The organism is Chryseobacterium sp. MIQD13, assembly GCF_050496705.1.
Taxonomy (GTDB): Bacteria; Bacteroidota; Bacteroidia; order Flavobacteriales; family Weeksellaceae; genus Chryseobacterium.
Genome location: NZ_JBNWAF010000003.1, coordinates 237,697 through 251,015, shown reverse-complemented (window position 1 = coordinate 251,015; position 13,319 = coordinate 237,697). Strand labels below are relative to the sequence as shown.

Below are 13,319 nucleotides of genomic sequence, written 5' to 3'. Positions count from 1 at the left end.
ATCTCAAATAGAGAGGTGTCCGAGTGGTTGAAGGAGCTACCCTGGAAAGGTAGTATACGGGTAACTGTATCGAGGGTTCGAATCCCTTCCTCTCTGCAAGAAGATAAAAGTCTTAAACTTAATTGTTTAAGGCTTTTTTTATTTTAACTTTTTCTAAGAAAGCTCAAAACATTTTATATTTTCTGACGTTTTTTAACGCAAAGAACCTGTTTCATAATTCATAATAAGGATGCAAAGAAGGAATCAATCAAAGATTGATTTGATTAAGCAAGCGTGTTACTTTTCGGTTAATAGAACCTTATTACAACTTTTCCATCTGAAAACTTAACTAATTTTTCTGTTCCTAAAATATTCCTAAATCATGTATTTAATTTGTCCTGTTTATCAACAGTATTGACAGTTTTTAAATAATTATTTAATGGATAAAGGGTTTACATTCGTAATGATGTTCAGGAAAGGAAAAATTATTATCGGGATATTTTTATTAAGCTTAACAAACAGTTTATTACATGCGCAGATCAGTCCGCCGGGTCTTGGAGATGCCAATACCGCTTTCTGGTCGGCTTTTGGGGTTAAACATCAGCTTGATTCTCTTGGAAAAAAGCAGTCTTTAAGTTATATTGCTTTGGGACGTAAAAGCAGTCCTGACAATTACAATCCAGTTTCAAAACAGGCAATTATCGTTTTGAATCACGAAGTTTATCATTCTTTTGCTCCAAATCAACAATACAGTTATGCTGTGAGCTACCGCCGGCAGCCAAAGTATGAAAGTTCCGCCCCTTATGAAAAAGAAGCTACGGAACAGGAATTCAGGATCTACGGAAGATATGCCTATACTTTTAATCTCGGAATAAAATGGAAACTCAAGAATACAATCCGCCAGGAATTCCGGAAGTTTTTTGATGCTGATTTCCGTAAAACTGAAGAAAATTTTCAGTTGAGAACAAGAATTAAAAGTCAGCTGACTTATAATTTATCCAACAAAAATAATCAGAAGCTGGCTTTAAGTGCAGAAGGTTTATTTTCCACAAGTTATCTTAATGAGCCGGAACAGAAATGGACGTCCTTCGGATACAGAGAAATGCGTATTGGAGTGTACTATATGTTCAGCATTCCGAACTCTCCCTTCAGTATAGATATAGAATATGTTAATAATCTGATCCGGAACAGCAGAAGTATAAAGAAGGGCGGTGTACATTACCTGGCGGCTGATCTTATCTGGAACTTACCTTTTAAACATAAATGATAAGTGATGAATGATGAGTAATAGGAAAAAATAAACAAAATCCCAGTGTTTCTACCGGGATTTGTTTGAAAAACCGTTGAAGTCTTTCATCAATATAATTTAGATATGAATGTTTGGTGTAAGATTTTAATTACAGATCGTTAAAAACTGGTGACTCATCTGCACTTTGAATTTAGCCTCTGATTTTAATTTAGCATAAACAGTGTATTCAAAAGCCTGTACGGCTTTCAGCTTCCTGTCGATATATTCTGCAATCTGTACAACAGAAAAAATAAAGTCTCTGTACACTGCAATATTCACAGTCTGCCCATAATAAGGAAGATAAGCCTTCAGAAAAGGAACTGCAGCCTGATGCCTGTTATAGTTTACACAATAGCCGGCTCCTTCTCTTAAAGTAACCACCTCATAATCATTGATATAATCCAAAATTGATTTATTTCCTTCCGGAGAACTATTGTTTTTTGACAGATGTCTGTTGATTTTATCCAGAATATGCTGGGCATATTCCATCATGGTAATGGTTTTCCATTCAAATATATGGTTCATACCTTTAGCAGGTTTGGAAGGTTTCTCGTTTTCACAATTTGTGCAGAAAGAAATTCCAATCTTTTCATGATAAGGAAAAAAGCAGTCTTTGATTTCCATAGAAGCATCAGCCAAAAGCCTGTCGCCAGCAAAACTGTAATACAGATATGGGCTGTAAAGATCTGCCAGGGATTTTAAATAATCTATCTCGCTGGCATTATGATATTCTTCAAACCATTTTTCAAGGGTATCGTAATAATGGCTTTCAAATTCTTTAAATGTTAAGTAAAACGGCAATTCCATAGCTCTGTAATTTTGATATGACAAAGCTATTGCTGTAATGCGACAAAACTTGACGTGTTATATTTTTTGTAAAATGTAAAACGTAAAATGAATCAATAAGAATGAATCGTGAATTTTGCTTTGCAAGTCTCTCTCCTATCTAATCAGAATTATTTGTCATAATTCGTCATCATAAATTCAAAGTAGTGGATCATTTTAAGATAATTCCCGATGCTGATATACTCATTGGTGCTGTGAATGCTCTGTTGTTCCGAACTGTTGATTCTGACAGGCATGAATCTGTAAATGTTTTTACTTACGATCTGATATTTATAAGCATCGGTTCCGGCCATAGTAAGGTATGGGGTGACAATAGCACCCGGATAAATCTCTTTTACACCGGCTTCTATTAATTTAAATCCTTTTGTATTGGAAGGTGAAACAGCCGAAGCTTCTCTGGTATTGTCGATCTCTTCTACTTCAACATCGAAACCTTCTGTTGCTTTTGCGATATGCTCACGAATATCTTTCACTGTATTTCCGGGAAGCAACCTGAAATTCACAACAAATTCCACTTCCGGGGAAAGTACATTAGTTCCGTCGCTTCCTTTCATCATCGTTAAAGCTGTTGTTGTACGTACCAGAGCATTGGTTGTATTATTTTTGGTAAGCTGGGATAAAAGAAGAGGTTTTAACAACCACTGATTGGAAAGCGCTAATCTGGTAGACCATGGCATTGATCCTCCAATATTATCAAAAAATTCTTTGATAAGTGGTGTTATTGAAGGTTTCATCTGATCATCTTCAAGGCGTTGCATGATTACTGCGGCTTTTCCTATTGCACTTTCCATAGGAGGCATTGAGGAGTGTCCTCCAAGTCCTTTAACTTTTATTTTTGCAGATAAAAAACCTTTTTCTGCACAGCCAACAACCGCTACATCAGAGGCTACTCCCGCTATATTGCCTTTCTGCATAATTAAGCCTCCCTCGTCATAAACCGTATCAAACTGAAGTCCTTTCTTTTTAAAATAATCTGCAATCTGCATTGCCCCTTTTTGGCCGCCTACCTCTTCATCAAAACCAAAGGCCATATAAATATCCCTTTTTGGAACTTTTCTACTTTTAACCATAGCATTCATTGATTCCATCAGGGAAAAAAGCATTCCTTTCATATCAATGGCTCCTCTTCCGTAAATCCTTCCATTGGCTACAGTTCCTGAAAAAGGTTCAAAATCCCAGTCTTCCGCAACTTTTGAAACTGGAGGCAACGGTTTGTCATCCGGCCTGAAAATATTAAGTTCTTTATTTTTCACATCGGCATCTCCGGGAGGTACAACATCTATGTGGGAAAGAAAAAGAATGGGCTGTAGTGAAGGATCACTTCCTTTAAGCCTGAAAACCAAAGCATGGGTATTGACTTCATTGTTTTCGGTATTTTGGTAAACCAATGGATAAGATGATTTCAGGTATTCTTTAAACTGATCAAACGGAACGTAATTGAATTCTCCCAGACTTCCAGTAGAGACAGTAGGAATCTTGAGGCCACCTGACAGGCGCATTACGGCAGAATCATTTTTTACGGGTTTCCATCCTTCTGAAGTTTCTGATGTATTCTTTTTAAAGGGATAAGTATACATTTTGATTAGCAATATGGCAGTCAAAATAACAACAATACCAAGAATGGCTAAAAGGAACTTTTTCATGGTGTAGGATTTTGTGTGGTGGTATAACAAATATACTGAACAAAATTTTTATAATCATTTTAAAAGTCAAATATTTCCCTTGCATTGGATATAAATTTATAAAAATAATTACGGCTAATTCTAAAGCTAGGGATTGATATCAAAAATGTCTGAAGTACTGAAAATTCCTGTAGAAGCTTTTCAGAATTTTGATGAGGAACAGGCTATCAATATTATTTCAAATACATTTCATGATACACAAGGGCTGATTAATTACAGTCCTACACTTAATAATAATCCTATTGATAAGTTGATCGAAGAGAAAATTGCTCTATATGAACGTATGCTGAAAGAAAAGGATGAAATCATGGAGAGACTGGAAAAGGTGCTTAATAAATAAGAAACTTTATAAAAATAAAAAACCTCGCATGTTGCGAGGTTTTTCCATTAGTTAAAGATTGTTGACTTAAAAAATAGCATTGAAAATCAACGCTATTTTTATTTCTTTTGTTCTGAATTTTTTAAAGCTTCTTTACTTCATTCTACAAAAGAAAAAGTATTAATTTTAATAATAGCCAGTTAGTATTCTGTAAAAATTAACACATATATTAGTTTAATAATAATAAAACTCAATGATAGCATTAATACTAAAATAGGAATGGATGATAAAATCATATTTTTTTTATCTTCATCTTTTTTGTTTAAGCTAAAATTATATATGGAAATAGCTAAAAAAAATAGCATAGTAGGTAAAAAACAAAAAATATTGAAGAATTGAGCTCTCTTAATGTACACATATTTAACAGTCAGTTCTGAATGCTGACTTATATAATTTATTATCAAATAAATAACTATAGTTAATATAAATAATATTAAGGTTTTAATAGGACTAAAAAAACTTACTATTTTTTTCATATGCTATTTTCCAGTTATTAAAAATTTCCTTCCACCAAACATAGATCTTTGGTCAGCAGGAGTATCCATTTCTCCGCTTGATATGAATTCGTTTAGATTACTTCCTGCTTTTACTTCGGCTGAAGATAAACCGATAAATTTTGACCATCCTCCCCACATAAAATTTCCAGCATCCATTAAACTATACATTATATTAGTATTTCCAAATCTAAAGTTATAAGAAGAATCATTTGCATAAACATTATTTCCAATATCCAACTTTCTGGATAAATAGTGTGCAGAAAAATCAGCTTCTCCCTGTGTTGATTCATAACCAATCAAGGCATAAGCAGCAGCAATTAAACTTGGAGCAAGAAAACCAGCTGTTTTACTTCTTGCCAACAGACCCATTATCATATTATTATTAGGAACGCTTGCAATAGCTCTCAAAAAATCTGAATAATCTATTTGATAAAAGACTTGATCACCAATGTTGTACTCTCTATTCAAGCTAGTTTTATTCACACCTGAAGGATCATTAAAATACATTTGCCTTCCATTCTCATCAAAAAATCTGTTCGGCTTGCCTTTTTCTGTTCTTAAAATATTACTGACAACACCTTTACTATTAACTGTTACATCATCAATAGGTTTTGACATTGAGCTTTGCAAAGATCTAAAAGCAGCTTGCGCATCAGCTCCAGTATAAGTCGTTCCAATTGATGTTTCTTCTACACCTCTTCCGTCTGGGTCAATAAACCTTATTGGGTTATTTACAGTATAATTATATGTCGAATGTCTTCTATATTTCTCCGCCAGCGGATCAACAACACCCCATCGTCCTATGTCCGCCATGTACATCCTCGCCCCATAATCATACATTCCTGTCTCTTGAAGCTCCTTACCATTATACTTGTATTTATAAGCAGGATTTCCAGATAAAACATTATATCCCTCATGTTTCAATCCAAATGGATAATAATTATTCTCCTCAATAATCTCTGCTCCTGCGCCATTTTTAAAATAACTCAATCTTGTATTTCCAAGATGGTCCGTATAATTATACACATACTTTCCGGTCTCAAAATTAAAGTAACCTTCAGCGGTTGGTAAAAACTTCAACGTACCGTTTTCATATTGAAAGCCATCTAAATAATCTGTAGATACTGCATCAAAGATCTTTTTCACTTTTACTCCATCTGCTCTGTAGGTATAATCTGTTACTCTAGAGTTTTGGGTAATCTTTTCAGGTAAATTTAGATAATTATATTGAATAGAAGAAATACCTTTATCCTGCTGGGCAGTCATATTTCCGTTAAGATCATAATTAATCGTGCTTCCAGTGCTTCCTGATGAAAGCGGATAGCCACTTAAAGCATTACCTGTACCTATCTCTTTAAGATAAGCCAGTTTATTACTCTGTTCACCATTTTCGTAGTGGTATTCGAGGTTATCCATTACTTCAGGCGCCGTATAACCCGGAAGCTGTTTTCCTCTTCTGAGCAGGGTTTTAATGTTTCCGTTCAGGTCATAGGTAAGCTGCTCATTGTATTCTCCTCTGTCTAAATTCATGGCATCCCAGAAGCGTCCTTCTTTCAGACGGTTAAGAGAATCATATTCATAGGAATAGTTTCTCAGTACGGCATCACTTTGGGTAATCCATGACATCTGTGAAATGTTTCCATTATATTTTGCGGAACCGGAAAACTGACTGTCCGGTCTGCTGTACCTCAATTCGTAAGCAAAGAGGTTATTCTGCAGATTGGAAGGTTCATTCACTTTTGTGATCCATCCTCTGATATTATAGACATATTTAACATTCTGCATCGCATTTCCTGTAGTATTCCCTACATTTTTTGTCTGTATCTGGCCAAGATCGTTGTAAAGATTTTCTGCAAGGAGTTCCTGTGCCCCGCCATTTACCTGATGCCAATGCCTTACAAGTCTTTCCTGATGGTCGTACTCAAAAGTCTCTTTGATATTTACTTTTGTTCCATCTACAGCGCGTTTATGCTCGGTAAGGGTATATTCTGGTGAACCGGAAAATTTCAGGAAGCTTTCTGTTTTGGTATATCCTCCAAGATGGTTGACAGAATAGGTAGATATGGCTCTTCCTCTTTTGTCATAATAAGTAGAGGTCTTTGTCCAGTTATCATTTTCAACATTTTTCACATAAGATGCTGTAGGAAGTCCTTTGGTACTAACATTCGAACTCTGTACATCCTGAGGCAATACTTCCTGTCCTAAAATTGTTGCCGGAATTGCCGAAGCATCAGGATAAGTATCATAATAATTGACTGTAAGGACTTTTTCAATACTGGTAGGATAAGAAACATTTCCGTATCCTATATTTATTCCATTCAGAACAAGGTTTCCTCCACGGGTTTCATAAGAAGTATTCACCGGCTGGTTATCAATGGATGTCTGAATACTTTGCCTGGAAGTTCCGTCTCTTGAAATTCCGGTGTAAACAACTCTTCCAAACTGGTCATATTTAGTGAAAGTCCATGACTGATCTGCTGTAAAACTGGTTATTCCGTTTTTCAGAACTGTATCCCGATACAGGACTATCTGGTCTTTTTTATTGTAGACCATCTGCTCCCAGCCTTTACCCGGAAGTTTCTTCTCTGCCAGCCTGTTCCTTCCATCATATTTATACTGATAGCAAAGATTTTCCAGAGTTGAAGCGGAAACTGATGCCAAAGCAGACGCCAATGGCGGGATAACAAATGCCAATTGATCATATTCATTATACACATAATAAGTATCGGCATTTTCTGAAGCATTTATCACTTTTCTGACTAAAAGAGTCTGCCCTTTTCCATTTTTAAACTCTACTGTTTTACCATTATCTTCATCAGTAACAGTATTTTTATACAGCTGTGCTTCCCCATAAGTTTCGGGTACATTTAATACGGAAGAAGTAGCTCCATCAGCCCAGATAGTGGTAGTAGTAAATTTTTTCACTTCACCTGCTGTATTGGTCTCATAACCAAAAGTAACAGGTTTGTTTTGCCAGTCATTACCAGGATTTATCTGGCTCAAAACTCTATCTAATGGAGAGTTTTCTAAGTTTTTATGAAGTAAAGGATAGGAGTCATTAATACCATTTGATTGGTAATAGCTATTAACACTACTTTCCACGCCAGCCTGAATATTCCCATTCTGTGATGACATTGGAACAGGAAGCCAGCTATCTACCTGTCTTCCAAATCCATCATAAGGGATATGAGTAACAAGATCTTTTCCTGTAGGCGTAGATTTAATGCTCACTGACTGTTTGGGTCTTCCGAGGCCATCAAAAAACTGAATACTCTGTATCTGCTGCAGAGATCCGTTGGAGACTTCAGTTGGCACCAAATACTGTCTGGTATATACATAGTTTTCAGTATTTGGAATATTAGTCGAATAATCTACTGTAATGGGTGTATACGTATTTCCAGGATTACCGGGAGATGTGGCTCCAATATAAGCCCGAAAGGTCCCATTGACAGAGTTAAAACTAAATCCCGGAAGCATACGTATACTTTGAGGATCTACTTTTTCCGTATTAGGAATTGGAGGAGCAGTCAATACGATCTGTCCATAATGATAAATACCCAATATTAATCCTATGCTTAGATATATTTTTTTATACATGATTTTAAACTGGGTTTTATTGTTTGTAATTATATTTAAACTCTTTTAGTATTTGGCCATTAGTATTAATTACTTTTTCAAGGCGGTTGGCTGTATCATACTTATAGATTTCTCGAATTCCTGATGGAGGTGTGATGCTTTTTACTCCAATCAATGGATCATAGGTATATGTGCTGACCTGATAGCCTGATAATGCTGAATTATTTCTAAACAAATCTAAAGTAGAGATCAATGATTGTTCTGATGCGTCGGTTCCGGCCTGGGCATCATTATCGGAAGCACCAACAATATTGTCAATTAATGACTGGGGGATATCTGAAAGTTTTGCGCCTTCTATTTTAACAATAGGCTGGGTCTGGTTATACCCCCAAATAACAGTTACCGGAATATTATCTCTTGTAGTATACTGCTGGATATTTCCTTTATTATCATATTTATCAAAAGTAATCTCAGTTCCAAGTATACCAGCTAAAATATCATATGTCGATACAGAAGTAGGGAATATATTGGCTGGATTATCATATTTAGTTTCAGTTTTAGAGATAATTTTACTAGTATCGGTTACATTCTGTTTATTTGTAATGACCGTTTCCAAGGGAATACTGATCATATTTGCAGATAAAAGTTTTTGATTGTTTTTATCAAAAGCATATTTATAAGTACTTTCTTTTATCGTATTATCTGGAAATGTGATCTTTTGTGAAAGTAGATTGCCCCAGTTTGGGTTATACTGTCCCTGTAAAACCGGAGCATATTCATTATCTGTTTTTGTAGTAATTACTTTTCCATTCAAATACTCTTTCTTAGTAACGGAGGAAGCTCCAGGATTATAGATAGGAACTATTGATTTATAAGCAATATTATATTGACTGTTCCCTAAATATCCACTAGTCTGTACTGTAGTTGTATCGAAATAATTATAAAAAGCAGTATAATTATTATAGAATTGATATTCTTGTGAGGCTTGAGATACACCACTAGGGGGAATCGCTACACTTGAAAAATCGTAATATACTCCCCAATATTGTGGAGCAAAATAATTTGTCCAATTATATTCATATTCTTCTGAAGTTATTGGTGTATAAGAATTGTTGTTAAAAGAATACTGAATTAATGATTTTAATAGTCCATTTTTAAGATCTACATCATTTTTAATAAAGTCCGGCTTATAATCAAAGGCATAATCCCGATAATATTCTCTAAAAACATTATTAGGGTCCTGTTTATATTCAAATTCAAGTTGGAATGCATTATATCTTACCTGACTTTTTACAAACATATTTTGAGGCTCACTGAAATCTGGCGTAGGCGCCTGAAATCCCTTCATCAGATCATATATACCACTGTAAGTAGTTGATGGGACTATATTATAAGTATAGGTATTTTTTATTTTTGTATTATCTGTTACATTAGTTGTTATTTCATCAATCCTCTCATAACCAATAAAATCATTATCATATGTTGGAGAATTTTTTAATAGAATATAGCCATTAACAGTATTTATGGTTCCCCCATTAGCTCCAACCTCCATAGTAGTTTTGGGTCTGAAATCAAAAAAATTTGGACGAGTTAATAGATAACCGCTTGAATAGTTTTCTGATATACCATCATTATTATCATCTCTAATACTATGATATATATAGTTTTTCTTATATATTCCTCCTACGTTATCAATATTGATCAAGGATTTTATCCTTTGCCCTCCCGCAAGATTGAATTTATCTCCATTAACATTATTATTTTGGTATAAAGAATATTTTCCTGCATTTGCATCAGATAGAAAAGATTTTGCAGGATCATATGTATTATTTTCATATTCAAACTCAGTTGCTCCTTTTGTCGGATAAATAATTTTTTTAAGTGACATTGAATTAGTAAATACAGGATTAATTTGACGATTAGCTCCCGGAATGATAACAGTATGCTGATTACCTGTTTTAGCTATATAAAAATAAAATCCATAAACCTCAGGAACAGTTAATGTAAAACTTGTAAATAAATGCTGGTTCTGAGGTTCACCATTGAAGTAGCCCCAATAATCTATAGCCGTAGAATTTTTAGCGGGTATAGATTGATCATAATATTCGAACCCTTCTGTATTGATAATCTGCCCATTGGTATCCTGATATTCTATAGAATTAAGTTTTAACCGTTTGTTTAAAACATCCTGTCTGTTCACAAAGCTAGAAGTCGCAGCACTTTGTTGCCATTCTCCAAGCTCAGTAAGTATTGAATTAAAATTTTTCTCAAAGTAGCTTTGATTCAGTTTTATTTTTTTAATTAACCTATTTTGTTTATCCCTTATATTAATGGCTACTATTCTTTTATCTCCATACAAATCCTGTCTTGTATCGTAGTCAAATTCAATAAGTCCTTCTGAAAATTCAATTTTTTTAATAAGCTTACACTTAAATTCTTTCCATCCTTCATACTTTTTATCCTGATAAAAAGGGAACGTTCCAACTGGAGTAGTGCCATTATTACCATCATTGAAAAAATTCATAGGAATACCTGAATAATCATATAAGTTATAGCTAGGAATAGTTTCTATCAAGTCATAAGTAAATTTAATTTCTTTTCCTGCTTTGGTTTTTATTTTACTAATATACCAAGCATTGTTTATAGTGGTATTTATAGTTATACTTCCTTCATGATCTTGGGAAAAAACAGTTTCGAAATCATTAAATATATAGGTCGTACCTAAAGGGTCAATAATTTTAAGCTTTTTTAAAGTTGGCTGTCCCTGTACTCCTAAAGAATCAGTAATTTCTATTTTCAATTTATCCTGTATTTTCTCTAAAATAGGGGTTCTGTCTCTTTTGAAAATGAATTTTCCGGAATATTTGGGAAGGTTATAATAATAATCATCAGGCATAAAATCAGGATTATTAATAAAATATCTATCCCCTTGTATATAATTTTCCATTTTATAATTAGTGGGCATAATTTTGGTTTCCAATCCTAATTTTATAAAATCAATAGGAGATACATACCCATTAAAATCAGGAATAAGGGTATTATTTTTAGCTTTTGCTCCAAAATATCTATTGGAATAGTTATATACAGCATCATAATCAGGTTTTCCATTAACACTTCTACTAATTAGTCCTGGAAATCCAAGACTCCATCCTAATCCTATTCTCGTAGATTCTTCCCTCACTTTAATTCCTCTAGTATTATAATCAAGAGTAATTGGAAATTCAAAATCTCCTTCCTTTATAGTATAGATAGGAACAGAAATATTAGCTAAACCTGAATATTGATTTACTGGAATCTGTCCATAAGTCTGCATTTTTGTGACATCGGGAGATGTAGGGTACGTAATAGGCATAAAATTATTTGCAGTTTGCGCAAAAAAAACTTGTATGGTTATTATACCAATAGCTGTTATTATTTTTTTAATTTTTCGCATCTGTATTTATTTCTTTATTAGTTTAGCATTCGCTGTTTTATTGGTATCTGTTTTTATCGTAACCAGATAAGCCCCCTGAATTAAATTCTGGGTATTGATCTTCATTACTTTATTCTTTGTCTTCAAACTCTGAAGCTGTCTTCCGCTCATATCATAAAGCATAATATCAGCTTCTTTGAATTCAAAACCTATTTCAACATAAGCATAATCTGATACAGGATTCGGATAAATCTTGATGTCCTGCTTCTCAATCAGTTTATTGATCTGACTGTCACCAAGCTTTACAATCTTCCAGTTCTCCTTTCCCAGTTCTTCTGCACTCGTTCCTGCCAGAATGATGGATCCGTCTCTGTTCAGCTTTATATCTGATAATCTTTCTTCTCTTTTTCTGGATTCTCCTTTTATATGTTTTCTCCACTGCTCATTACCATCCTGATCCAAGTACAGCATCCAGAAGGTTTCATCATCACCCTGTATCTTCCCTTCCGCCTGGGTATAACCACCTAAAAGGATTCCCTTCGAAGATTTATCATCCGCTGAATGAAGCACACTTGTTCCCATCAAAATATCCCTGTTTCCAAAATTGTAGGATTTCTGCCAAATTTCTTCACCTCTTTCATTTAAGGAAATAAGCCACAAATCAGTTCCTTCTTCTATACCTGCAGTTTTATTGCCTGATCTCTCAGATCTGGATTCTCCACCAATCAAATAACCGGAGGAGGTTAAAGAAAGTGTTCGTATATGGTCATCTCCTTTTCCTCCAAAGTTCTTTTCCCATTCTGTCTTTCCATCCTTGTTAAGCTTGATGATCCAGTAATCTCCTTCACCATAGTTTTCTGTTTTCTTGGAACCTCCGGTATTACTTCTTGAATAGATCCCTAACAAGGCACCGCCATCTTTGGTAGGAATTATTTTCTCTGCCTCGTCCAAGCCTTTTCCGCCTAAAACGATCTGAGAAAGTTCTTTTCCGTCCTTATCCAGTTTAGTAATCAAAACATCTTTGGAACCATAACCTTTTTTAGAGTTCTGAACGTTTCCGGCAACAAAAAATCCTAAATCTGTACTCTGAATTACGGATCTGGCTTCTTCATCTGATGCTGATCCTAAAGTTTTCTGCCAAAGTTCGTCTCCAAATTCATTCAATCTGATTAACCAAATGTCTGATCCTCCCTTAGAATCATCCTTTTTGCCAAGACCTTTTGAAGAATAGCTTGTACCGGCCAGAAGAAAACCGCCTTCCTGAGTAGATACAGTTGCGGATAGATAATCATGATTCTGTCCTGAGAAATATTTCTCCCAGATTTCTTCTCCCTGCTGGTTCAATTTTACAACATGAAAATCGTAACCGTTATTTTGTTTGGAGCTTGCAGACCGCAGGTTAGAACCTGATGATGAACCCCCATCTGGCTGGATGCTGCTTCCGGTAATAAGATATTGCTGATCTATTGTTGTGGTAACCTGACTTAGAAAATCCTGGGTACTGGATTTAATATCTTTTTGCCACAATACTTCCTGGGCAGACAGCCCAAAGAAAGTGCATAGAATACATGCACCAGAGTAGATTTTCTTCATCTGTTTGTGTATTTAATTAATGTTATAATTTTCAGCAAATTTAACACTTTTTAACGCACTTTAAATC

General features: G+C 34.7%; 6 protein-coding genes, 1 tRNA gene and 1 pseudogene. 3 read left to right on the top strand and 5 right to left on the bottom strand.

Going from position 1 to position 13,319, the window contains the following annotated elements; genetic code table 11:
- The first annotated feature begins 9 nt into the window (after nucleotides 1-9).
- Together ACQWU4_RS13475 and ACQWU4_RS13470 are read left to right on the top strand one after the other, a co-directional pair.
- Nucleotides 10-96, top strand: a tRNA-Ser gene (locus ACQWU4_RS13475).
- 322 nt (nucleotides 97-418) lie between these two features.
- On the top strand, nucleotides 419-1,246 hold the full coding sequence (locus ACQWU4_RS13470; RefSeq protein WP_429936266.1) for a DUF2490 domain-containing protein: 828 nt from the start codon (nucleotides 419-421) through the stop codon (nucleotides 1,244-1,246).
- Between the two features lie 126 nt (nucleotides 1,247-1,372).
- On the opposite strand, the gene ACQWU4_RS13465 is transcribed toward ACQWU4_RS13470, so the two are convergent.
- Both ACQWU4_RS13465 and ACQWU4_RS13460 read right to left on the bottom strand, forming a co-directional pair.
- Entirely contained in the window at nucleotides 1,373-2,074 is a 702-nt protein-coding gene (locus ACQWU4_RS13465; protein WP_429936265.1) for a hypothetical protein, read from the bottom strand.
- A gap of 149 nt (nucleotides 2,075-2,223) precedes the next feature.
- A complete protein-coding gene (locus ACQWU4_RS13460; protein ID WP_429936264.1) occupies nucleotides 2,224-3,756 on the bottom strand; it encodes a M20/M25/M40 family metallo-hydrolase in 1,533 nt (510 codons plus the stop codon).
- A 133-nt stretch (nucleotides 3,757-3,889) separates the two neighbouring features.
- Between ACQWU4_RS13460 and ACQWU4_RS13455 the strand changes: the two are divergent.
- A pseudogene (locus ACQWU4_RS13455) lies at nucleotides 3,890-4,135 on the top strand (XRE family transcriptional regulator); the annotation flags it as partial.
- 518 nt (nucleotides 4,136-4,653) lie between these two features.
- Here the strand turns inward: ACQWU4_RS13455 and ACQWU4_RS13450 are convergent.
- From ACQWU4_RS13450 to ACQWU4_RS13440, 3 genes are read right to left on the bottom strand one after another with little or no spacing between them, the layout of a single operon-like run.
- The gene (locus tag ACQWU4_RS13450) at nucleotides 4,654-8,268 is read right to left on the bottom strand and encodes a DUF6443 domain-containing protein (RefSeq protein WP_429936263.1); all 3,615 of its coding nucleotides are present in this window, start codon (nucleotides 8,266-8,268) and stop codon (nucleotides 4,654-4,656) included.
- A 16-nt stretch (nucleotides 8,269-8,284) separates the two neighbouring features.
- Entirely contained in the window at nucleotides 8,285-11,680 is a 3,396-nt protein-coding gene (locus ACQWU4_RS13445; RefSeq protein ID WP_429936262.1) for a hypothetical protein, read from the bottom strand.
- A gap of 6 nt (nucleotides 11,681-11,686) precedes the next feature.
- Nucleotides 11,687-13,252, bottom strand: coding sequence for a T9SS type A sorting domain-containing protein (locus ACQWU4_RS13440; RefSeq protein ID WP_429936261.1), 1,566 nt, complete (start codon nucleotides 13,250-13,252; stop codon nucleotides 11,687-11,689).
- Nucleotides 13,253-13,319 lie beyond the last annotated feature (67 nt).